Genomic DNA, 23,392 nt, shown 5'->3' on the forward strand with positions numbered 1-23,392 from the left:
TATAGATGAGAAATGAGGTATTTACATGAAATGTGCGAACTGCGGTACAGAATTTGAAGATGGCATATTGTTCTGCCCCGTATGCGGCAAAGAAGTTCAATGGGTGCCGGAATATAATACGCTGGAGACGATCATCCAGCAGCGTGAAATACAGGAAAAAGAGAAGAAGAAAAAGGAGGAGCATGCGCTCCGAGAAAAAAGACGACAGGAACAGGAATTAAAACGCAGAAAGAAAAGACGTATGGCCGTGGGCCTGACAGCGGCAGGCGTATGTGTGCTGGCTGTTGGGGCCGGTGTTGTCTTTTATCAAAAGCAGTACAATTCTTTTGATTTCCAGATGGCGCAGGCCGAATCTGAGTTCAGCAATAAGGACTATGACACTGCCCTGAAATATCTGGAACGCGCTTTGAACCTTCAGCCTGACAGTACAGAAGCCAACATTCTGCAGGCCAAGATATATCTGAAAGACGGGGAAGAGGAAAAGGCTCTTGCGATCCTTATCACTGCAATCGCCAAGGCTCCTGACAGTGTCAGTGCCTATGGAGAATTGCTGCGCCTCTATGAAAAACAGGGCGAAGTCAAGAAGATCAAGGAGCTTATGGATGACTGCGAGAGTGCTGAAGTCAAAGAGCGCTATTCCTCATATATAAGTACCCTTCCGGTCATTTCCCTGGATGGTGGGACTTATAACAGCAAAGAGGAAGTGGATTTCAGCGCCATAGAAGACGGAACCAAGGTATATTACACTCTGGATGGGAAAGACCCGGATAATACCAGCAGTCTGTATGATTCCTCCAGAGGGATCATGCTGGATAAGGAGGGGGACTATACCCTGAAGTATGTGGCATATAATGCCAAAGGGATCCCAAGTGATATCGGCCTTATGTCCTATACCATAGAATTCAAGGCGCCGGACGCTCCCAGGATCACACCTGCCTCCGGACAGTATGAGGATTCCATGACAATTAAAGTATATGTGCCCAGCGGGTGCACCGCATATTATGAATTTAACGGAACGCCCACCACAGACAGCACAGAATATACAGGCCCGGTTTCCATGCCGGTGGGAGAGAATATCTTTTCCGCTATTATAGTGGATGAAAACGGAAAGATAAGCAGTCCGGCAAGTGCAACTTATGTCATTTATCAATGATTTATAAAGTAAATTGGAAATTTTTCTAAAATTCAGATTGAATTTTTGTTAATTTTGCTCTATACTAAAAAGAGCGACTATAGCAATAGAATTACCATATTTGGAGTTGTGAGGAGGACATTATGTACAAGATTCTGAAAGCAGAAAAGCTTAATGAGATAGTATATCTCATGGTTGTTGACGCACCAAGGGTTGCAAAACACTGTGAACCCGGACAGTTCGTTATCGTAAAAAAAGACGATGCAGGGGAGAGAATTCCGCTTACCATCTGTGATTATGACAGAGAGGCAGGAACTGTTACGATCGTGTTCCAGCCGGTAGGTGCTTCCACCGAAAAATTCGCTAAAATGCAGACAGGAGATTTCTTTGAAGATTTCGTAGGTCCGTTGGGATGTCCATCTGAATTTGTTAATGAAGATCTGGAAGAGTTAAAAAAAGAAAAACTTTTATTTGTAGCCGGCGGCGTTGGTACTGCACCGGTATATCCTCAGGTGAAATGGCTGCATGAGCATGGCATTGATGCAGATGTCATTGTAGGTGCCAAGACAAAGGACCTGATCATCCTGGAAAAAGAAATGGAAGAAGTAGCTGGAAATTTATACATCACCACAGATGATGGTACATATGGACGTCACGGAATGGTAACAAAGGTGATTGAGGACTTAACCGCAGAAGGCAAGACTTATACAAAATGTGTTGCGATCGGTCCAATGATCATGATGAAATTCTGCTGCCTGACAACTAAGAAACTGAACCTGCCAACTATCGTTTCCATGAATCCGATCATGGTTGACGGAACCGGTATGTGCGGTGCCTGCCGTGTTATCGTCGGCGGCGAAGTGAAATTCGCATGCGTGGACGGTCCTGAATTTGACGGTCATCTGATTGACTGGGATCTGGCAATGAAGAGACAGCAGATGTACAAGACAGAAGAAGGAAGAGCATTATTAAAACTTCGTGAGGGGGATACTCATCACGGCGGATGCGGAAACTGCGGAGGTGACGAATAATGGGTGACGTATTAAAGAAAGTTCCTGTAAGAGAGCAGGACCCAAAGGTGAGAGCAACAAACTTTGAAGAAGTTTGCTATGGATATAATAAAGAAGAGGCAATGGAAGAAGCAGCACGCTGCTTAACCTGTAAGAACGCAAAATGTGTCAAAGGATGTCCTGTAAATATTGATATCCCCGGATTTATCAAAGAAGTAAAAGAAGGCAATTTTGAAGAGGCCTTTAAAGTGATCGGCCAGTCCAGCGCCCTTCCGGCAGTCTGCGGCCGTGTATGCCCTCAGGAAACACAGTGTGAAGGTCTGTGTATCCGCGGTATCAAAGGCGAGCCTGTTTCTATCGGTAAACTGGAACGTTTTGTTGCCGACTGGGCAAAAGAAAACGGCATCAAACCGGAGCCTCCGAAGGAGAAAAACGGACATAAAGTAGCTGTTATCGGTGCCGGCCCTGCAGGTCTTACCTGTGCCGGGGATCTGGCTAAGATGGGTTACGATGTGACTATTTTTGAGGCCCTTCATCAGCCGGGCGGTGTTTTAGTATATGGTATTCCTGAATTCCGTCTTCCAAAAGATAAAGTGGTGAAGATGGAAGTTGAAAATGTAAAAGCCTTAGGTGTTAAAATTGAGACAAACGTGATCATCGGTAAGTCTACCACCATTGATGAGCTTATGGAAAAAGAAGGCTTTGAAGCTGTATTCATCGGTTCCGGTGCAGGTCTTCCTATGTTTATGGGAATTCCGGGTGAGATAAGCAACGGTGTGTTCTCTGCCAACGAGTATCTGACAAGAAGCAACCTGATGAAGGCATTCCGTGACGATCACGACACCCCGATCAAAATGGGCAAAAAAGTAGCTGTTGTGGGCGGCGGCAATGTGGCAATGGATGCTGCCAGAACCGCGCTCCGTCTTGGCGCTGAGGTACATATCGTATATAGAAGAAGTGAAGCAGAACTTCCCGCGAGAGCAGAAGAAGTACATCACGCAAAAGAAGAAGGTATTATTTTTGATCTTCTGTGCAATCCTACAGAGATCCTTGCAGATGAAAACGGCTGGGTAAAAGGCATGAAATGCGTCCGCATGGAACTGGGCGAACCTGATGCATCAGGAAGAAGACGTCCTGTAGAAATTCCGGATTCTGAGTTCGAGATAGAACTGGATACTGTTATCATGTCCCTGGGAACTTCCCCGAATCCGCTGATTTCTTCCACAACCATCGGTCTTGATACAAACAAGAGAAAATGTATTATCGCTGACGAAGAAAACGGCAAGACTACAAAAGACGGTGTTTACGCCGGCGGTGACGCTGTAACAGGCGCTGCAACGGTTATCCTTGCCATGGGCGCAGGAAAATCTGCCGCACAGGGAATTGATGAATTCATCAAAGGAAAAAATAATTAATTAAACATACAAAAGGCCGCCACCGGATGTGGCGGCTCTTTTTGCAGTTGCAGGAAGGAAAATGTAAAACACGAGGGAAATCATGATAGAAGCGATTAGAGAAGAGCTGAGACAATCAGCCGATAAGGAGTACAAAAGATTTCAGGAATCCCTGATCCCGGGCCTGACGACTATGATGGGAGTCCGAATGCCGCAGCTCCGGAAAATGGCAAAGAAGATCGCAGGGGGTGACTATGCCGCTTTTTTGGAAAAAGCGGATGACACCTGTTATGAAGAGCTGATGCTCCAGGGTATTGTGATCGGGTATGCAAAAATGGAGAGAGAGGAGCAGACCCGGGCACTAGAGCATTTTGTGCCTAAAATTAATAACTGGGCCATTTGTGACTGCAGCTGCATCACCTATAAGTTTATGAGAAAGGATACTTCCTATTGGTTTGCCTTTTTGGAACGTTATCTCAACTCGGAAAGAGAATATGAGATCCGTTTTGCCCTGGTATCCATGCTGGATCATTTTGTGACAGAGGAGTATATAGACCGACTGCTGAACATTTTCAACCATATAGACAGCCATGCCTATTATGTACAGATGGCTGCGGCCTGGGCTGTTTCCGTCTGTTATGTAAAATTCCCGGAGAAGACTGCCGCATTTCTGCAGACAGACACTATGGACACCTTTACACATAATAAATCCATTCAAAAAATCAGAGAATCCTACAAGGTGTCAAAAGAGGAAAAAGACAGACTCTTGAAATGGAAACGGGAGGAAACAGGAAAATGAAGCTCACAATACTTACCGTGGGAAAAATCAAAGAAAAATTTTATCGAGATGCCATCTCAGAGTATACAAAACGTCTGAGTAAATACTGTAAATTGGAAATTCTGGAAGTGGCAGACGAAAAAACTCCTGATGCGGCAAGTGAGACAGTGGAGGAGAATATCCGTCAGAAAGAGGGAGAGCGTATTCTGAAATACATCAGAGAGGATGCCTATGTCATTACACTGGAGATAAACGGGAAAATGCTGGACTCTGTGGAACTCTCACAAAAGATAGAGAGCCTTGGGATACAGGGAAAAAGCCATATTATCTTTGTCATAGGCGGTTCTATCGGGCTTGGAAAAGAGGTACTGAAACGCTCGGATTTTGCCCTCAGCTTTTCCAAAATGACATTTCCCCATCAACTGATGCGGGTGATACTGCTGGAACAGATTTACAGGAGCTACCGGATCATGAGCGGGCAGCCTTATCATAAATAATGGAGGCTGAAGTATGAGAAAAAAGAAAAAGATGTTACTATGCACTCTGGTATTCTGCTGTATCTTATCAGCCTGCGGACAGAAAAAAGAAGAAAAACCGGAGAAACCCCATCCTGCTGCAGAGGCACCCGAAAAAGAGAAAGACAAGGATGCTGATAAGAAGGAGAAGGGGGACAAGGATACCGATAAAACAGAAAAGAAAAAGACAGAGGAGAAACAAGAAGTAAAAACTGCTCCCAAGGCCGAAAAAACGGAAGTAGAGCGTCTGATTCAGGACCAGACCTTTGATACGGAACTGACACCACTGGGAAATGTGAGATTTGCCTCCTATGCGCCTGATACAACACAGTCGCCATATGGAGATGCTGAATTTAAGCTATTACAAAATCAGCAGGTGATTACTGTACTTTCGGGAATGAACCAGTCTAATACCAGAAAAGAGGAAACTTTTCATAAAGTAGAGGCAGTTTCCTTCCGGGATTATAACCAAGATGGTTATACGGATATTATTATTATCTGCAGTTATATACCGGACGACAGGACAAAAAGCGTGTATTCGGAAGCGAGATTGTATTTCGGGAGCGCAGAGGGCAGCTTCACTCTGGATGTTGATCTGTCAGAACAGGTCAATGGGGAGGTCGTAGAAAAGACGATCCAGAGCATACTAGATTCCATTTATCAGGACGCAGATTCCACAGCAAATGCCCAGACAGATGTGCCGGAGGATTCCCAGACGGATACAGCCTGGAAACAGGCATATGCTGATTATATAAAAAATTCCTATGATCAAGGCGTGGCTGGCTATCAGCTCATATATGTGGATGATGATGACATCCCTGAATTGGCGGTCATAGGAATCTGTGAGGCAGCGGGCAGCAGGATTATCACCTATGCCAATGGACAGATTTATGAGAAGCAGCTTTGCAGGACATATTTTACGTATATTGAAAGAGAAAATCTGCTCTGTAATTCTGACGGAGTGATGGACGGATATTATGACCTGGTATATTGTATCATAGATGGTCAGTTGACGCTGATCGCAGAGGGAAACTATGGAGCTGAGGATCATACCAACCTCCAACAGGATGAAAACGGGAATCTCATCTACAAATACTTTTGGAATGGCATTGAAATGACAGAGGAAGATTATAACAGCGCGCTGAATGAGGTGTATGATACCTCCAAAGCAAAACAGGGATATGAATTGGGGGCTTATGATACGGTTGAGGAGATTCTTGAAAAGCTGGAAAGTTGATCGGCAAGGCAAGCCCGAGGCAGCCATACGCCGGGCAGCAGTTTTTGCAGTCTGTATACATGCTTTTGTTGCTATGAGGCGAAAGGCTGAATAGTAAGGTTCTTTTTAGAAAAGGGGTATAAACATGTTTAAAGTAATATTATGGGATGTAGACGGAACACTTCTCAATTTTGACAAGGCGGAGAAATATGCTCTGCGGCAGTGCTTTATAAAATTCAATCTGGAAGAATGTACAGATGCCATGATTTCCAGATATGCAGAAATAAACAAACGTTATTGGAAACGTCTTGAAGCGGGAGAAATCACAAAAGAGCAGGTACTGCTGGATCGGTTCTCAGAATTTTTCCAAAAGGAAGATATCTGTTGTGATCATGTGAAAGAATTCAATGCTGAGTACCAGGTACGTCTGGGAGATAAAATATTTTTCAATGACAACAGTAAAGACCTTCTGGAAAGACTGAACGGAAGAGTAAAGCAATATGCGGTCACAAACGGGACTTATATTGCGCAGAAACGCAAACTTGAAAATTCGGGTCTTGATGTCCTGTTTGACGATGTTTTCATTTCTGACCAAATAGGATTTGAAAAGCCGGATATCCGTTTTTTTGAATATGTATGGAAAAAGACAGGCATTTATGATAAAAAGGATATTCTGATCGTAGGTGATTCCCTGACAAGCGATATGCAGGGAGGTAATAATGCCGGGATACACTGCTGCTGGTATAATCCTGAGAACCTGGAAAACAATACGAACATAAAGATTGATTATCTGATACATGATTTAAATGAAGTTGAATTTCTTTAATGAGACGCAGCCGGTCAGCGTCTGTGTGAATAGCCGTATATAGAAATAGCCGCATATGGAAATAGCCGTATATAGAAATAGCTATATATAGAAATAGCCGTTCAGAGATGAACGGCTAAAAACAGTAATTCTAGTGTGGGTGTCTTGATCAACCTTCCGCGTGAACAGGCTCCAGAATATTTCTGAACAGGTACAGATGCTTTTTCCGCAGACAATATATGATCCAGTATACACTGCCTGACTCTTCTTTTTCTTCGTGGACATCCACGGTATATATTTCCCCTTCAATATTCACTGTCAAAGAATCTGTATTTGCGGGTTCGGAATAATGCAGATCATGTTTTTGGCAAAATTCTTTGATCAGGGCAAGAACTTCTCGCCTGGTCTGTGGATACTGATTTCTGAATATGATATATGCGTCCTTCATATGGAATCTCCTTCTTGTATTTAAAAATATCATGCAGAACCGCCTTTAGGGATGGGATCAGGGTAATCTCTTACAGCCACCCGCAGGAAATAAGATTATACATTGTGTTTGAGAACAGTACCTGTGTTCCCCGGCATGTGAACAGTTACAGAACTTTTGCGCCTGGCCGGTTCTGTCAGACTGAATTTTTCCAGTACCGCATACAGTTTTTCTGCCAGGGTATTGTCCATGTCGCAGAGCGGCAGCCTGCATGGACCTACATCGTATCCCATGGCACGCATTGCCTGTTTTACAGGGATAGGATTCACATCTAAAAACAGCGCTTCGATCAGCTCCAGATATTTTAGCTGCAGATTGTCGCTCTCCTGGCTGTCTCCCCGGAAGTAGGAGGCACAGATAGCATGTGTCTCATTTGGGAGAATATTGGACAGAACGGAGATCACACCTTTTCCTCCAAGTGCCATGGAAGATGTGATCTGGTCATCATTGCCGGAATAGATGGTCAGATCCTCTTTGCATAGGTTGGCAATCTTGGCCATCTGGGAAAAATTACCGCTGGCTTCTTTTACCGCTGCTATATTTTCTATTTCACTGAGCCGTTTATAGGTGGCCGGATAGATGTTCACTCCTGTACGGGATGGCACATTGTATAAAATAATAGGCAGACCGGTTGAACCGGCGCATTTGGAAAAGTGCAGAAATAATCCCTGCTGTGAGGCTTTATTATAATATGGTGTAACATGGAGAAGCGCGTCGGCGCCTGCTTTTTCACATTCTTTTGACAGATATACAGCGTGTGCGGTGTTGTTGCTTCCGGCTCCGGCGATTACTGGGATACGTCCATTTACATATTTGACAGCGTGTCTTACCAGTTCTATATGCTCATCATCTGTAAGGGTAGAACTTTCTCCTGTTGTGCCTGCCACTACGACTGCATCTGCGTTTCCGGCAATCTGCATATCCAGCAAATTATCAAAAACAGAATAATTAATAGAAAAATCCTCCTTCATAGGAGTGACAATAGCAGTTCCCACACCTTTAAAAATTATCTTTTTCAAAATTTATGACCTCCTGAACCTTTGTAATTTAGATTATGGAAATTATAGCAGTTTGGTCATTAAATAGGAGTGAAGTTCCGGGCTGGGATGTTAAGTTTCGATTAAAGAAGAGTGAGGCTGAGATGTTATAATGATTGTCAGATATTTCAATATACTATATAATAAGTCTGTGATAAGTGTTACAGCCGCATGAAACAGAGCGGGTATCAAAGGATCAGAAGTCTTGAGGTGAAAGGAAGATGTCATATGGCAAAATTTGAAAAAGTAGTTCACGGTGATTTTGATGAGATCATAACCAAGCTGCATGACGCTGTGATGAATGGAAGCATGTCTGCCTCATATGAAGACGGCAGTAATTTCAGCAGCGGAGATTTTCAGTGTGCTGTGAGAATTTATGAACGTTACAGTGCTATGGGAAGCAACAGGGTGAGCCTGTCCATTACCTTAGTCGGAGGAAGAGGCGAATACTATTTGTCTGCCATCACTTCCGGCGGAAGCCAGGCGTTGTTTTTTAAAGTGAATACAATTGGGGAAGAAAATTTTTTGGCGACTATATCAGATGTGGTGGACAGTCTGTAGAACATGCAGATCACAAAAGCATTTGCAGGGAACGTACCCCATGTCTATGTAACCTTTGAATGTGCGTCTTATATCGGAGAAAAGGAGCATACCGTATGGACTTAAAAAGAAACCTTTTTGATAATATTAAAGAGTGTGAAATGAAAATCGGATATCGGGAAGAGGATATGAATCTGTATTATCCCCGGGAATCTTTAATGGAACTGCTTTTGGCGGATCAGGAACACCTGTCAGAGGAGATTGCAGCATTTTGCAGATTGGCAGCGCAGGAGTTAGGTGACGTGACCATTAAGGAGACAGAGGAAAAGGGACGGTACTGTATTCATATTCCGTCTGCGGGAGTAAAATATGTCCATGAAAATGTGAAGGACAGTCCATTTCTAAAAGTCTTTTTAAATGAAATATTCAAACCCGGAAATACTGTGGCTGATATTGTGAACATTTTCAGAACCTTTTCCCGGGATGTGACCGTCGAAAAAATAAATGAAGAAGAATGGGGAATTTCCTTTCAGGATCCGGAAATTGACCCCTACGTCTATTATCTGGAGCAGGATGCGTTTGGCCTGCAGTATCACCGCTTTACAAAACAGGCCTATGATGCTTTGAAAGGCAGTATTTGATCTGTTTTTAACCATAACACAGTAAAAATTAATGCCTATCGTGATGAAAAATTAGGAGATATCATTATGCAGGAAAAATATAAATGCCCTTGGTGCGGTTCTGATAAAATGGTATATGGGGTACAAACAGACCGCGGTCGAGTAAAGCCAGCTAAAAAAGTTACTTTATCAGCTGGAGAAAACGTTATCCATGTGATTTGTAAAGAATGTGGAACTATTGTTCGTTCTTATGTAGAACATCCAGAAAAACTTGTCTGAAAGACGACTTCCAGTTTGTCCGAAAAATCGGAATTTGACAAAGGCGGTGATCAAATGAAATGTCCGTATTGCGGCAAGGAAATGATAAGTGGAGTAGTGTGTCCTGACAATTGGATCGCTCCAATTTCTACTGCTGCCTATCATTGTTCAGACTGTAAGAAAGTGGTTATTGATTATTCGGAAGAATAAAATTCAGTTTATCCGGTAGAAAAATCTGAAGTTATAGAAGAGGATTTAAGTATGGAAGATGTTTATAAAAATTGTCCTAAATATGAGAATGAGAACTATATTTTGAGAATGGTCAGGAAAGAAGATAAACTGGATTTACTTAAAGTTTATTCGGACAAAAAGGCTGTGGCTTTTATGAATAGTGATAATTGCGGCGGTGATGATTTCTATTACACAACTGAAAGCAGAATGGAGCAAGCGATTGATTATTGGCTTTTTGAGTATAACAGAGAAGGATTTGTCCGATGGACTATCATATCAAAAATACTTAAGGAGGCCATAGGGACAATAGAACTTTTTCACAGAAACGCCGGGGATTATTTTACGAACTGTGGTTTGCTTAGAATGGATATTCGGAGCGATCATGAAATAGCAAGTGAGATTATCAAAATATTAGGATTAATAATTGAACCTGCATATACTCTGTTTCATTGTGACAAAATTGCTACGAAAGCAATTCCCTCCGCGACAGAACGTATCACGGCATTGAACTATTTAGGATTTGAACTTATAGCAGAAAAACTTATTGGGCATGATGGAACAAAGTACAATTCATATTTTGTATTGAAGCAAAACAGGTAAAATTGCAGCGTTCTTACCGGACAAGGTTACTGAGAACGGGGGAAATTATTATCAAAGTAAAGATTAGAAAAGCAGTAAGTATGCGTGAAAGGCGCACGTACGGATCTGTGAGGGGCTTGCGGCGTGAGCCGCTTGTCTACTCGACTACGGGGGAACTATGGAATTCATTTTTGATTATATGGAAAATCACATATTGCGGCATAAGTTAAATACTTTAACGCAGAAGATTTATGGGTTTGATTTTGAAAATTGGATGGCCGGAGGATATTTTGAAGGTGACTATATTCCGTATTCATTTATGCAGGATGGAAAAATCCTGGCAAATGTTTCAGTAAACAGAATGCACTTTATTCAAGAAGGAGTCCCCAAGTATTACATACAGCTTGGAACCGTTATGACTGACGAGGCATTTAGAAAACAGGGACTTGCAAAAAAGCTGGTCGAATACATATTAAAGGAATATGAAGACAAATGCCATGGAGTCTACTTGTTCAGTAATCCGGACGCTTTAGGCTTCTATCGGAGAATGGGATTTAAAGAAAGTGATCAATATCAATACTCATTAAAAAAGGATTGGTCATGCAGTGTGAAAAAAGACGCTGCTTTCAGAAAAATCTCAGAGCAGGACGAACAGTTAAGGCAGAAATATATGGATGCTGTAAGAAACAGTGCCGTAAATTCAGCTTTGGAACACATCAACAAATTTGGTCTGCAGATGTTCTACACTGCTGATCTGCACGATGTATATTATGCAGACGATATGGACTGTTTTGCCGTCATAGAAAAATGGAAAGATACGCTTATCCTCAAAAGCATTATAAGTAAACAGCATATCTCAATGAAAGATGCTGTGTCACATATGGATATCCCGTATAATTCTCTGATACTTGGTTTCCCGCCTGCTTTTGGAGAGCGTGATATGTTTGAAATATCTGTCTGCGATGACAGAAACGATACACGCCTGTTCTATCGTGGAAAAGATTTGGAAAGTATTGAGAAAGAAAAGTTGTGCTTTCCCCAATTGTCACACGCCTAGATTCCGGCTTGTAAAATAGAAAATAAGCTCTGTTTTCAAAATAAGACCAACAAGTTTCTGCACAATGCAGATGCCTGTTGGTCTTTTGGTATATTATTGTTCTTCCGGTACGTCATCTCTGCAGGACTGATAGAAGTTGGATGTTTATATTACATCGTGTACAAGAGAAAAACAATCAACTATTAATGATATTTGAATATAATTTAACGATAATCATTAAATGTCATTGACGATATTTCCGGTATATGGTATAAAGGAACTAGAAACTGAGAACGGAAAAGAATCAGGATCCATTGTAAAAGGAGAGGGTGAAGGTATGGAGAAAAATGATTTTATAACGGATGTCAATGTAACGAAAAAGAAGTTTTCAAAAAAAATGAAATTTCTTTTGATTCTTGCCATATTATTTACGGGTATATTTGCATTAACGGGGACAGCTAATGTGTTTAAAATGTTAGAGGAGGAAACATGGAAAAGTAAGGATATTAGAATTGTGGCCTATAACCTGATCGCATATCTGTTTAATATCATGATTTTCATTTCCATGATACGAATTTATGCCAGCAGGCAATTTTTTATCCGTACACTGAGCAGATATTTTATGTGTATCGGTTGGATAGCGGTAGGAGCGGCGTTTACGATCACACATTTTCCAACCTATCACATAGGTGGTTTTGTCATTATGCAGTTCGGCGATTTTGTGCTGATAGATGGAAATATGCTTGGCATAGGCATATTGTTTCTCGTATTTACCAGTCTGATCAAAGAAGGTATACAAATGCAGAAAGAAATGGATGAAATCCTTTAGGAGCAGATATTATGGCGATTATATTAAGATTAGACCGGGTTATGGCCGATAGAAAAATATCTCTGAATGAATTATCAGAAAAAGTGGGAATCTCAAATGTAAACCTGTCCAACCTGAAGACAGGCAAAGTAAAGGCCATACGTTTTTCCACATTGGAGGCAATCTGTGACGTACTGGACTGTCAGCCGGGAGATATTATAGAATATCATAGAACTTCGGATGTCAAGATCCGAAAGGAGGATACTACAAATAATCCTGCTGACAATCCAGACATTGTGAATTCCGGCTGCAGTGAAAGTTTAGAATAATATTATCTACACGAGTGCAGGTGGCTTTTTTATATGTTATAGTATGTATAGAATCTCCACTGTCCTTTGGACATTTTATCTGACTGACAACCGTATAGGTTTGAACATCATTTTTTACTTGTTTTTCCATAACAACACTCCTAAATGAGGTATCAATTCACAGGTACATTATCATTATATCGAAAACAAATCAGAAATAAAAGGGCGGATTTGTTTTTTGCATTACACATAAAAGCAGAAGAGAGGATATCAAAATGAAATTTGTCATGTCATATAGCTGCGGCAAGGACAGTACCCTTGCGCTTCACAGACTGATAAAAGCCGGCCACGAGCCGGCAGGTCTGCTGGTCATGGTCAATAGAGATATAAATCGTTCCTGGTTTCACGGAGCAGACGATATGCTGTTGGAGAAGTTTTCAAAATCCTTGGAGATCCCCTTGCTCCTCTGCCCGTCAAAAGGAGAGGACTATCATCTGGAATTTGAAAAAGGACTGCTAAGGGCCATGGAACTGGGGGCGCAGATGGCCGGATTTGGTGATATAGACATTGAAAACAACCGCAGATGGTGCCAGGAGCGATGCGATGCAGCAGGATTGAAGGCAGAATTCCCTCTGTGGCAGCAGGGGCGCAAAAAGATAGTAGAAGAAATTATCACAGAAGGTTACCGCTGTATCATTAAGTCCATAAATAACCGGCTCCTGCCAAGAGATATCTTAGGCAAACCATTAGACTCGGAAACCGTGGCGGTCATGGCCGCCAGAGGAATTGATATCTGCGGGGAAAACGGAGAATACCATACAATAGCCGTGGATGGGCCTATTTTTAAACATAAGCTGGAAATACAGATGGGAGAGATCCTCGACTTTGGAGACAGGTCAGTGATCGATATAAAAGTCTGATGTGGTACGAAAAGCCAGCTTCCTTAAAACCGTTAAAAATATCACAACTTTTACTCCGGAAACTACCGAAAACATGACCGATACAGACTGAAAAAGAGATGATTCCGGGAAAATACCGGAAATTCCTTATAGCATCTTCTGATTTACCTGGGAATTCCATGATGTATCTCATTAAATACAATCTAAAATCCTTTTATTATTGATTAATTTACTCAAATAAGTTATAATGACATTGTCAATAAATTAACGATAATACATATAAGGAGATGCATACTATGAGTAGATTTACATTACCGAGAGACATTTATCATGGAAAAGGCTGCCTGGAAGAACTGAAAAATCTGAAGGGCAAAAAAGCATTTCTTGTAGTAGGAGGCGGCGCCATGAAGCGCCAGGGCTTTTTAGATAAAGCAGCCGGATATCTGAGAGAAGCGGGTATGGAAGTACAGCTTTTTGAAGGGGTTGAGCCGGATCCGTCTGTAGAAACAGTTATGAAGGGAGCAAAGGCCATGCAGGAATTTGAGCCGGATTGGATCGTGGCCATGGGCGGCGGTTCTCCCATTGATGCGGCAAAGGCAATGTGGGCTTTTTATGAATATCCTGATACAACCTTTGAAGCGCTTTGTATCCCCTTTAATTTTCCGGAACTTCGTCAGAAAGCAAAATTTGCGGCGATTCCGTCTACATCCGGCACTGCCACAGAGGTAACTGCATTTTCTGTTATCACGGATTACAAAAGCGGCGTGAAATATCCTCTGGCGGATTTCAACATTACCCCGGATGTAGCCATTGTGGATCCCGAACTGGTGGAGGCGCTTCCGATAAAGCAGGTTGCCTATACAGGAATGGACGCGCTGACTCATGCCATTGAAGCTTATGTCTCCACACTGAACAGCCCGTTTACAGACCCCCTTGCACTTCAGGCCATTGAGATGGTGCTGGATCATCTGCTTGCGTCCTACAACTGCAACATGGAAGCAAGAGAGCAGATGCACTACGCACAGTGCCTGGCAGGAATGGCCTTTTCCAATGCGCTGCTGGGAATCGTGCACTCCATGGCTCACAAGACAGGAGCAGCCTTCTCCACCGGTCATATCACACACGGCTGCGCCAATGCCATGTATCTTCCCTATGTGATCAAATATAACGCAAAAGATTCTACAGCAGCAAAGCGTTATGCGGAGATCGCCAGGAGAATGGGACTTTCCGGTACATCTGAGAAAGCTCTGATCAACAGCCTGTGCACTAAGATCGATGAACTGAATAAACAGTTCAGTATTCCAAAGACTTTAAAAGAATTCGGCATTATAGAGGAAGAATTTAAAGAAAAGATCAAAAAAATCGCGTGCCTTGCAGTGGGTGATGCCTGCACAGGTTCCAATCCCCGGGAGATCAACCCGGAAACAATGGAAAAATTGTTCACCTGTATTTACTATGGTACAGAAGTGGACTTTTAACAGACATTCACAGCAGACGAAGGCGGGGAGCATTCCCCGCTTTTGTTTTACTCTCATAGACTGTCAAAAGCGCAGGCACATAAAAACGCCTCACGGGACACCGGCTGTGAATAGTGACGAACTGCTGCAAATATATCCGAGAATTTCCATAAAGGCATTGACATTCATCTACTACTAATGTAAAATGACAGTAGGTACTACAATTGTAGAAAAATACTCTGTAACCTAACCTGAATATGTAAATTCGGTATCTGCAGACAGTACAGGAGGTGATAAGATGAAAAAGCGTATTCAAAAACTACCTGATTCAGAGCTGGATGTGATGCTGGCTTTATGGAACGGTCATCCGGATATGACCAGGCTTGAGGTGGAAGATTTTGTGAATCAAAAAAAGGAACTGGCACCTACCACCATCCTATCCATGCTCACCCGGCTTGAAAACAAGAATTTTGTCTCTGTAAAAAGAGAGGGAAAGACAAATCTCTACAGCCCTGTTGTGACACAGAGCGAATACCAGCAGCAGGAGGGGAAAAGCGTGCTGGAGAAACTGTATGGAAATTCATTGAAGAACTTTGTCGCGTCTCTTTATCAGGGAAAACAGATTCACGAGGAAGATATACAGGAATTGGAAGAGTTTTTGAAGGAATTGGAACAGAAGGGGGAATAGTTTATGGCAGAGTTTATGCTGCACATAATTAAAGTGAATGTTTTGTCGGCTGTCATCATTTTTATTGTGCTGGCAGTATCAAAACTGTTGGACAAGAAATATTCCTCCAGATGGAAATACCTCATATGGCTGTTTGTTTCCGTATTTCTTCTCATTCCGGTCAAGTTTCCATCCCATGCCGGTGGGCTGAACATTGAGGTGCCAAAACAAATCGTACGGGCAGAGGTCAACAGAAGTACGGCTGTGCCCAATACGGAGAATCTGCAGATTCCGGCAAATGCCAAAGAAAACGGCAGTGAGCCGCTAAAGGATACAGACAAAAAAGCAGACATGCAGGACAGCGCGGGGCAGAGAAACATCAAAGTGGATACCATTGCATGGATCGCGGCAATTATCTGGGGAGCGGGTATTTGCGCAGCAGCGGTATATAAAGTGTTTGTTTTAAGAGCAGGAAGACGTGAACTGCGCCGTTGGAGGATTCCTTTCACGGATCGTGAGAGGCTTGCTGAATATGATAAACTGTGTAAAGAGCTGCATATGAAAAAAGCGCCTAAGCTTGTGGCAGACAGCAGACTGTCAGGGCCGCTTTTGGCAGGGATCAGGAACACATATCTCTATCTTCCTGTACGGGAGTATTCCAAGGAGGAATGTGAGCTGATCTTCAGGCATGAATTGTGCCATTACCGCAGCAGGGATCTGTGGTATAAACTGCTCATGATATGCGTAACAACTGTTTATTGGTTTAACCCTGCAGTTTACTTTATGAAAAAAGAGGCGGAGCGTGATATAGAGTTTATATGTGATGAGAAAGTCATGAAGGGCAGGAACCAGGAGGATAAACTTCGGTACAACCAGCTCATTTTGAAAACGGCAGCACTGGGCAGACCCTCCTATGAGTTGTCTACCAGCCTGAATGACGGTCTCCTCACATTCAAAAAAAGAATGGTAAATATTATGAAGGCAGGAAAAATGAAACGCGGCATCCTTCCTGTTATCTGTTTTACCATCATTTTAGTTACATCAAATATATTTACCGGCTGTTCCCTGAAAGACTCCGGTGAAAAGAAGAACGATACAGATACGGAAACTATGACAGACAGCGGTGATTCCAAGGAGGAGGAAGATCCATCCGGCAAAGAGGAAAAGGACAGCAAAGAGACAGTTATCAAGGGAAAGAGTAATACAACTCCTGTGGCGGAGGATAAGAAGACAGATCCCACTGCCGGATCGGAGCAGACAGAAAGTCCGGTTGAAACACCGACGCCAGAACCGGTTCCGGCAAAAGAGGAGCGTACAGAGTTAAGCGGATTTATGAATCAGGATTCTCTGCCTGCCATGGCTCAGAGCCTGGGGCTTCAGAAAACAGAAGGGGTTTTGTTTGGCGAAGTCGGGCAGCGGTATGAAGGCGGCGGGATTCAAGTAGAATGGCATCCTGAAACAGAGGGAATCGGGGGCCGTACTCCCATTACTATAGAATGTGAGAATAACAGCAGTGTCAGTATGGAAGGCTTTTACTGCGGACAGCCGTACAAAGAAGCAGAGAGCAGTCTTTTGCAGAGCGGTTACCGAAACATGGGTGACAGCAATCCGGACCACAAAGAATATATCTCGGATTCAGAAAATAAAATTATAGGATTTGATATATCAGGGGATTCCATAAGTTCCTGGTTCTGGCTGAACTGGCCTCAGGGTGACTTCGCGCCTGTTACCACCCAATATATGCCCGCTGATGGGAATTACAGAAACTCCAATGATGGAGAATACTCCACTATAAGGATCACAGGGATCAATGACTACAGCTTTTATTTTTCCATTTACAGATATACGGAAGGCGAAGGTGACCGGCAGATCTTTATGGACAATATAGCCGTTTTTGAAGATGCGGATTCTACAACTGCAGTATTTCGCGGACAGCAGTATACATTGACCTTTGACTGTTCTCAAAACGGGCTTATAGTTTTGTCGGGCTTTGATGATGCTACGGCTTTGGGCGATACTTTCTGGGCATTTTAAGCCCTTCATATCATCAGACTTTAGGGAATTAAAGGATAGAGAAAAACAGTGGCATTTTACAAAAATGCCCTGTTTTTTTTGTCCGTATTTTGAGCGCGTATCCAGGCCGGATTCTTTTTACTATTGGAAATCCCCATACAATAGGGTATAATGAAAACGTATATTGAGAAAAAACAATAAGCATCACACTCTGTAAACAGAAACGGAGATACTATGAAAATATCTACTAACGTAAAGCTAAGCGCCCAATGTATGAGCTGTCTGATCACCCGTCAGATGGAAGGTTTAAAAGACACAGCCTCAGAGGAAATGAAATCCGCCTACATGCGGGAAGTATTTCAGATCATCGGCGCAGCCCTGCCGGAGGATACCGCGCCGGTCCTCATAGCCAAAATAAATGTGCTGCATGAGAAATATTTCGGCCATGCCTACAGCTTTGAGCAGTTGAAAAAGGATTACAACCATATGATGCTGGAGGCAGAGGACAGAATAGGCGCCCGTATCGCCCGGGCAGAGGACCCTGTGTACCATGGGATTTTATATGCGCGTGTGGGAAATTATATTGATTTTGGGGCCATGGGAAGTGTCAGTGATGAAAAGCTGCGGGAACTGATAGAAAAAGCCGAGGAGGAGACTCTGGACCCGGCAGAATACAGACGGTTCACAGAGCAGATGGAGACTGCCAAAAGCCTGGTGTACCTTACCGATAACTGCGGCGAGATCGTTCTTGACAAACTTTTGATCGAGCAGCTCAGTAAGAAGTATCCGCAGGTACATATCACAGTCATTGTACGGGGAGAGCCGGTCATCAACGACGCCACCATAGAGGACGCCAAAATGATCGGTCTTACAGACCTGGTGCCTGTGATCGGCAATGGCACGAAAATTGCAGGCACAAGCCTGAAGGATATCTCAGAGGAGGCCAGGGATCTGATCAGCCATGCAGATGTGATCCTTTCAAAAGGCCAGGGCAATTTTGAGACGCTGAATAACAGCGGACTGAATATCTACTACATGTTTCTCTGCAAATGTTCCTGGTTTGTGAACAGATTCGGTCTGGAGCAGTATAAAGGTGTTTTTGTAAACGACAGAAGTCTTGGGAGGGATGGAATATGAGAGAAGAGCTGAGAAGACGATGTGAATTATTTGTGGAAAACAGGGATATCATAAAATCTGCATTTGGCTGGGAGAGCGCCTATGTCTATCCCATGTGTTCAGGAATACTGACAGCGCGGGGTGTCCATGCAGATGCGCAGCGCCTGCTCGAATGCCGTGATATTTTAAAGGCCGGTACCGGAATCTTTTCCAATTTCAGGGGTGTCTCCAAACTGGCCACCATAGCCATGCTTTCTCTGCGCACAGATTCAGAGATCATGATGGAGCAGATGCTGGAACTTTACGGCAAGCTAAAAGAATGCTTCTGGGGTTCGGAATACCTGACCGTGGCGGCAGCTACCATTGCGGAGATGGCAGAGCCGTCTGAATATGAGGAGATCATAGACAAAACAGGCCGCATTTACAGCCGCATGAAAAATGCCCATCCCTTCCTTACTTCCGGGGAGGACAGTGCCTTTGCAGCGCTTCTTGCCATGTCGGGCCTGAACGATTCCTGTATTGAAAGAGAGATGGAACAGTGCTACACCTTATTGAAGCCCTACTTTTACTCCGGAAATTCAGTGCAGTCCCTGAGCCATATTCTGGCACTTGGGGAGGCCTCCGCGGAACAAAAGTGCAGAAAAGCCCTGGATATATTTAATGCCCTGAAATCATGCGGATTGAAATACGGCACAGGCTATGAACTGGCAACACTGGGGGTGCTGACGCTTCTTGATGTGGACAAAAATATACTGGTACAGGATATCACAGATGCGGAATCCTTCCTGAAATCCCAGAAAGGGTTCGGAGCTTTCGGCGTGGGCTCTAAGCAGAGACTGATGTATGCCGGGATGATGGCATCCTGTGACTATGTTCCTGACCTGCATTCCATGCAGACAGCAGCGTTAAACGGTGTAGTCGCACTGGTCATTGCCCAGCAGGCCGCTATCTGCGCCGCCGCTGCCGCCAGTGCCGCTGCGGCTGCTTCCTCATCCTCCAGCTCCTGATCATGCTGTATGACAGAGATATCCGGGAACCGCTCTTCGATTTCCTGGAAGAACGGTATGGAAAGATCAGGATCATAGAAGAAAAACAAATGGGAAAGTCCCGCGCGGATATCGTGATGGTTCTGCCGGACGCCGTTGCCGGCATAGAGATAAAAAGTGACGCGGACACATATGTCAGGCTGAAAAGACAGGTGAGCGATTATAACCGTTATTATGACACGAACCTTGTGGTGGTGGGTTCCACCCATGCGCTCCACATTGCGGATCACGTGCCTGCGTGGTGGGGAATCCTGACTGCTGAGAAAGCGGGCAGTACGGTGGATTTTTATACTCTGCGTGAACCGGCACCCAATCCCAAAGTGGATATAAAAAGAAAGCTCAGCATTTTATGGCGCCCTGAGCTGGCACATATACAGGAGCTGAACAAAATGCCGAAATACAGGGAAAAGAGCAAAGCCTTCGTGATAGACAAGATACTGCTGAAGGTTCCCAAGGAAACTCTGACGCTGCAGATCAGCGAGGAACTGTTTCAGCGGGACTATACCTCTATAGAAGAGACAATAACGGAGTATAAGAAAAAGAAAAAGCACCTTTGCAGTTATGATCTGTAAGATATCAAGGGGAGAGATTTTGCTGATAACTATGAGGGTACGGACTTATCAGGGGAGATAAACAGAGTTTATACAGGTGAAAGGAGTAAGGGGTTATATGACAAGATACGAGAAAATGAGCCAGCTTTTTAATGAAGATTACCGGGTGATCGATTTTCTGCCCGGAAGGGCCTCTGACGATGCTGAAACATTATATGAAGAAGTAGAACAGTATTATCTGCAGGATAAACAGCTTCAGAACTTCTGTGATAAGGTGATCTCCATTGTGCTGAAGCTGTTATGCTATTATCCTTTTGAAATGTATGTGCAGGAACATATTCCGCTTATCCGTACAAGGGAAGGCTGGCTGAAGGATAAGCGCTGCGACACCATAGTAAAGCTTATTAAAAAGACAATCCTGAAAAGGAAAGGACAGATTGATATTCTCCTGACCAGGGAGAACTCCATGCTCAGCATCAGCGGCGGAACTCTGAGCATTGCCGTCTATAATGAGAGTGAGTCCCTGCGGGCGATGCTTCAGTCCATGGTGCGTGCAGAAGGCCTTTATGACTGGACATTCAGGGCCTGATGACAGCCCGTGACCCAAAAAAACTTAAGAGAAAGTGAGGAAGACACAGAGCGACATGTTGAAATCATACATAGCTTTTGACATTGAAACCACCGGTCTAAGTCCAGAAGAAAATGAAATCATAGAGATAGGCGCACTCAAGGTGCGTGACGGAAAAGTGCAGGAGCGTTTTATGGAATTTATAAAACCAAAACTGCCTATTCCTGCCAATATTACCGGCATTACGGGCATCACCAATGATATGGTGGAAGAGGCAAGAGGCCGGGAGGAAGTGATCCCTGATTTCCTGCAGTTTTGTGAGCAGGATATCCTGATCGGGCACAATGTGCTCTTTGACTTCAGTTTTGTCAAATTGAGTGCGGAATCCCTGGGATACACCTTTGAAAGGGACGGCATTGACACTCTGAAAATTGCCAGAACAGTCCACAGAGATCTGCCGTCCAAAAGTCTGGGAGAGCTGTGCAGTCATTACCAGATCAACAATACGGCAGCCCACAGAGCTTATCATGACGCACTGGCTACTGCCAAGCTGTATCAGACCATGGCACATTATTTTGAGGAGAAAGAACCTCAGATCTTTCAGCCCTGTCCCCTGGTCTGCACGGCAAAAAAATACCCGCCTGCCACGAAAAAACAACTGGATTTTCTCATGCGCCTGGTAAAGCAGAAGGGATTGCAGCCGGCTTTTGATCCGGAGACCCTGACCAGAAATGAGGCTTCCCGGTTAATTGACAATATCCTGTCTGGTCAGGCAGTTTAAAGATAGAAGGGAGCAGAAATGGAAAACAGAGAAGAACTGATAAACCTAAAACCCGATAACCACGATATGCGCCTGAAATATTATGAGCTGATTCTGGAGCGCAGCAGTCTGGATGATCTTCCCTGTTATCCTCTGCCGGAGGGATACCGCTATGTGTATTACAGGGAGGGGGATAAAAAGGACTGGATCGCCATTGAGACCTCCGCCAGAGAATTTATCCTTCCCGAAGAGGGGGAATCTGCCTGGAAGAGATATTATGCCGGAAAGGAAAAAGAACTGGAGGAGAGAATGTTTTTTGTGGAGACTTCAGACGGGGAAAAAGCCGCCACGGCAACTGCCTTCTACGATCCACAGGATCTCTTTGGTGCCGGATGGCTGCACTGGGTTGCAGTAAAAAGGGAATACCAGGGAAAGGGGATTGCAAAAGCCCTCATCTCCCACACACTGCACCGCTTAAAGGAACTGGGATATCCCTCCATCAGGATACCCACGCAGACAAATACCTGGGTTGCTGCCAGACTCTATCTGGATTTTGGATTTCGCCCTGCTGTAAAAAATGCGTTGGCCAGCCAAAAGGGGTATGGAATCCTCAGAACCTTGACCGGACATCCGGCCCTAGAGGGATTTGAACCGGTGCCCTATGAAGAAATCTGGGATTCCCGTATGGTTAAAATTGAGAAAATGCTGAGAGAACAGTATGCCGATCTGGTCCATTTCAGGGTTTTGGAGGAAGATGGGCAGGAGAGGATCCTGTACTGTACAGAGTCCGGGACCGGGGAATGGAAAGGCACGCTTTAGAGATAAGACAAAAGGGCCGGAGGCATGTCCTGCAGTGATGCAGACAGCCTTCGGCCCTTTTGTTGTTCAGCTTGTTGTATAGGCAAGAAAAATCTGGTGAATGGCTTTGTGAAGGTATGGCAGGTATTGGTCCATGGTCACAGGCTGTTCAAATAAAATACAGCTGTAACAGGTGGACCCCACCAGTTCAATAAAGGTAAAAAGCATAAGTTCAGGTTCCTGACAGTCCACCGCGTTTTTTTTCATCATTTCCAGATAGTATTCGTAAAATTTCTGTGATTCCTCCGGTACGGTTCTTTCAAAAGCATTTTTGAAGATTCCCCAGGAGAGATTCTTTGCAATGAACTGCAGAAGTGTATGTTCTCTTTGAAACCGTTCAATGATATAGTCCATCATCCACATCATCTGATCCTCAAAGCCTGCAACCTCCCTGGCTGACAGAGCTTTATGCGCATCTGCAAACAACTGTCCGGCTTTATAGGCGATCAGCTTATCCCTAAGATCATATTTGTCCTTAAAATACAGATAGAACGTTCCCTTTGCCAGACCGGCCTGATTTACAATATCAGAGATGGTTGTTTTGGCAAAACCTTTTTTCGTAAACAGATCAAATGCCGTCTGGAAGAGGGCATTCTTTTTCTGTTTTTTGTTTATCTCCAGTTTTCCCATGGCTTTCTCACCTTTCATATGCGGTAACTTTTAAGCACACCTGAATTTCCATATTAGTCTCATTATCCTATAG

26 protein-coding genes and 1 pseudogene are annotated in these 23,392 nt (G+C 43.8%); 24 read left to right on the top strand and 3 right to left on the bottom strand.

Annotation, left to right across the window (positions count from 1 at the left end; translation table 11 throughout):
* Positions 1-25 precede the first annotated feature (25 nt).
* From BLCOC_RS13690 to BLCOC_RS13720, 7 genes are all read left to right on the top strand, one after another.
* The gene (locus BLCOC_RS13690) at positions 26-1,153 is read left to right on the top strand and encodes a chitobiase/beta-hexosaminidase C-terminal domain-containing protein (RefSeq protein ID WP_115622492.1); all 1,128 of its coding nucleotides are present in this window, start codon (positions 26-28) and stop codon (positions 1,151-1,153) included.
* A 122-nt stretch (positions 1,154-1,275) separates the two neighbouring features.
* Complete coding sequence (locus tag BLCOC_RS13695) at positions 1,276-2,163, top strand: sulfide/dihydroorotate dehydrogenase-like FAD/NAD-binding protein (protein WP_018593998.1); 888 nt, start codon at positions 1,276-1,278, stop codon at positions 2,161-2,163.
* On the top strand, positions 2,163-3,557 hold the full coding sequence (gene gltA / locus BLCOC_RS13700) for an NADPH-dependent glutamate synthase (protein ID WP_029469125.1): 1,395 nt from the start codon (positions 2,163-2,165) through the stop codon (positions 3,555-3,557). The genes BLCOC_RS13695 and gltA overlap by 1 nt, the downstream gene beginning before the upstream one ends.
* Before the next feature lie 82 nt (positions 3,558-3,639).
* Positions 3,640-4,335: a DNA alkylation repair protein gene (locus BLCOC_RS13705; RefSeq protein ID WP_115622493.1), complete on the top strand. Its 696-nt coding sequence runs from the start codon at positions 3,640-3,642 to the stop codon at positions 4,333-4,335.
* Positions 4,332-4,811, top strand: a complete 480-nt coding sequence (rlmH, locus tag BLCOC_RS13710) for a 23S rRNA (pseudouridine(1915)-N(3))-methyltransferase RlmH (RefSeq protein WP_029469124.1) — start codon at positions 4,332-4,334, stop codon at positions 4,809-4,811. The genes BLCOC_RS13705 and rlmH overlap by 4 nt, the downstream gene beginning before the upstream one ends.
* A 13-nt stretch (positions 4,812-4,824) precedes the next feature.
* Positions 4,825-6,066: a hypothetical protein gene (locus BLCOC_RS13715; protein ID WP_115622494.1), complete on the top strand. Its 1,242-nt coding sequence runs from the start codon at positions 4,825-4,827 to the stop codon at positions 6,064-6,066.
* A 124-nt stretch (positions 6,067-6,190) separates the two neighbouring features.
* Positions 6,191-6,871 carry a YjjG family noncanonical pyrimidine nucleotidase gene (locus BLCOC_RS13720; protein WP_115622495.1) on the top strand — a complete coding sequence of 227 codons (681 nt, stop codon included), beginning with the start codon at positions 6,191-6,193 and terminating at the stop codon, positions 6,869-6,871.
* Between the two features lie 148 nt (positions 6,872-7,019).
* Here BLCOC_RS13720 and BLCOC_RS13725 read toward each other — a convergent pair whose 3' ends face one another.
* Positions 7,020-7,298, bottom strand: a complete 279-nt coding sequence (locus tag BLCOC_RS13725) for a hypothetical protein (protein ID WP_029469121.1) — start codon at positions 7,296-7,298, stop codon at positions 7,020-7,022.
* 95 nt (positions 7,299-7,393) lie between these two features.
* The gene (gene dapA, locus BLCOC_RS13730; protein WP_029469120.1) at positions 7,394-8,356 is read right to left on the bottom strand and encodes a 4-hydroxy-tetrahydrodipicolinate synthase; all 963 of its coding nucleotides are present in this window, start codon (positions 8,354-8,356) and stop codon (positions 7,394-7,396) included.
* A gap of 246 nt (positions 8,357-8,602) precedes the next feature.
* Between dapA and BLCOC_RS13735 the strand changes: the two genes are divergently transcribed.
* The 17 genes and pseudogenes from BLCOC_RS13735 (at position 8,603) to BLCOC_RS13815 (ending at position 22,650) form a co-directional block, all read left to right on the top strand.
* Positions 8,603-8,935: a DUF6054 family protein gene (locus BLCOC_RS13735; protein ID WP_018593990.1), complete on the top strand. Its 333-nt coding sequence runs from the start codon at positions 8,603-8,605 to the stop codon at positions 8,933-8,935.
* A gap of 95 nt (positions 8,936-9,030) precedes the next feature.
* Positions 9,031-9,555, top strand: a complete 525-nt coding sequence (locus tag BLCOC_RS13740; RefSeq protein WP_018593989.1) for a DUF3877 family protein — start codon at positions 9,031-9,033, stop codon at positions 9,553-9,555.
* A gap of 66 nt (positions 9,556-9,621) precedes the next feature.
* Entirely contained in the window at positions 9,622-9,813 is a 192-nt protein-coding gene (locus BLCOC_RS13745) for a hypothetical protein (RefSeq protein ID WP_115622496.1), read from the top strand.
* A 240-nt stretch (positions 9,814-10,053) separates the two neighbouring features.
* Positions 10,054-10,623 (top strand): GNAT family N-acetyltransferase, encoded by a 570-nt coding sequence (locus BLCOC_RS13750; protein ID WP_115622497.1) that lies wholly within the window; start codon positions 10,054-10,056, stop codon positions 10,621-10,623.
* 157 nt (positions 10,624-10,780) lie between these two features.
* Positions 10,781-11,659 carry a GNAT family N-acetyltransferase gene (locus BLCOC_RS13755; RefSeq protein WP_115622498.1) on the top strand — a complete coding sequence of 293 codons (879 nt, stop codon included), beginning with the start codon at positions 10,781-10,783 and terminating at the stop codon, positions 11,657-11,659.
* A 316-nt stretch (positions 11,660-11,975) separates the two neighbouring features.
* Positions 11,976-12,467 (top strand): DUF2975 domain-containing protein, encoded by a 492-nt coding sequence (locus tag BLCOC_RS13760; RefSeq protein ID WP_029469112.1) that lies wholly within the window; start codon positions 11,976-11,978, stop codon positions 12,465-12,467.
* An 11-nt stretch (positions 12,468-12,478) separates the two neighbouring features.
* Positions 12,479-12,688: pseudogene (locus BLCOC_RS13765) on the top strand (helix-turn-helix domain-containing protein); the annotation flags it as partial.
* Between the two features lie 341 nt (positions 12,689-13,029).
* Entirely contained in the window at positions 13,030-13,674 is a 645-nt protein-coding gene (locus tag BLCOC_RS13770) for a Dph6-related ATP pyrophosphatase (protein ID WP_044953838.1), read from the top strand.
* A gap of 275 nt (positions 13,675-13,949) precedes the next feature.
* The gene (locus tag BLCOC_RS13775) at positions 13,950-15,131 is read left to right on the top strand and encodes an iron-containing alcohol dehydrogenase (protein WP_115622500.1); all 1,182 of its coding nucleotides are present in this window, start codon (positions 13,950-13,952) and stop codon (positions 15,129-15,131) included.
* Positions 15,132-15,408: 277 nt separating this feature from the next.
* The gene (locus tag BLCOC_RS13780; protein WP_018593979.1) at positions 15,409-15,798 is read left to right on the top strand and encodes a BlaI/MecI/CopY family transcriptional regulator; all 390 of its coding nucleotides are present in this window, start codon (positions 15,409-15,411) and stop codon (positions 15,796-15,798) included.
* A 3-nt stretch (positions 15,799-15,801) separates the two neighbouring features.
* The gene (locus BLCOC_RS13785) at positions 15,802-17,811 is read left to right on the top strand and encodes a M56 family metallopeptidase (RefSeq protein ID WP_115622501.1); all 2,010 of its coding nucleotides are present in this window, start codon (positions 15,802-15,804) and stop codon (positions 17,809-17,811) included.
* A 213-nt stretch (positions 17,812-18,024) separates the two neighbouring features.
* Positions 18,025-18,927 (top strand): damage-control phosphatase ARMT1 family protein, encoded by a 903-nt coding sequence (locus BLCOC_RS13790; protein WP_226827637.1) that lies wholly within the window; start codon positions 18,025-18,027, stop codon positions 18,925-18,927.
* A complete protein-coding gene (locus BLCOC_RS13795) occupies positions 18,924-19,913 on the top strand; it encodes a DUF4003 family protein (protein WP_115622502.1) in 990 nt (329 codons plus the stop codon). The genes BLCOC_RS13790 and BLCOC_RS13795 overlap by 4 nt, the downstream gene beginning before the upstream one ends.
* A 2-nt stretch (positions 19,914-19,915) precedes the next feature.
* Complete coding sequence (locus tag BLCOC_RS13800) at positions 19,916-20,524, top strand: sce7726 family protein (RefSeq protein WP_115622503.1); 609 nt, start codon at positions 19,916-19,918, stop codon at positions 20,522-20,524.
* Between the two features lie 97 nt (positions 20,525-20,621).
* Positions 20,622-21,092, top strand: a complete 471-nt coding sequence (locus tag BLCOC_RS13805) for a hypothetical protein (protein ID WP_115622504.1) — start codon at positions 20,622-20,624, stop codon at positions 21,090-21,092.
* A gap of 55 nt (positions 21,093-21,147) precedes the next feature.
* Positions 21,148-21,852, top strand: a complete 705-nt coding sequence (locus BLCOC_RS13810) for a 3'-5' exonuclease (RefSeq protein WP_115622505.1) — start codon at positions 21,148-21,150, stop codon at positions 21,850-21,852.
* A gap of 18 nt (positions 21,853-21,870) precedes the next feature.
* Entirely contained in the window at positions 21,871-22,650 is a 780-nt protein-coding gene (locus BLCOC_RS13815) for a GNAT family N-acetyltransferase (protein ID WP_115622506.1), read from the top strand.
* Positions 22,651-22,716: 66 nt separating this feature from the next.
* Here BLCOC_RS13815 and BLCOC_RS13820 read toward each other — a convergent pair whose 3' ends face one another.
* Positions 22,717-23,319, bottom strand: coding sequence for a TetR/AcrR family transcriptional regulator (locus BLCOC_RS13820; RefSeq protein ID WP_026255335.1), 603 nt, complete (start codon positions 23,317-23,319; stop codon positions 22,717-22,719).
* Between the last annotated feature and the right edge of the window lie 73 nt (positions 23,320-23,392).

The sequence above is a fragment of the Blautia coccoides genome (genome assembly GCF_034355335.1).
GTDB classification, from domain to species: domain Bacteria; phylum Bacillota; class Clostridia; order Lachnospirales; family Lachnospiraceae; genus Blautia; species Blautia producta.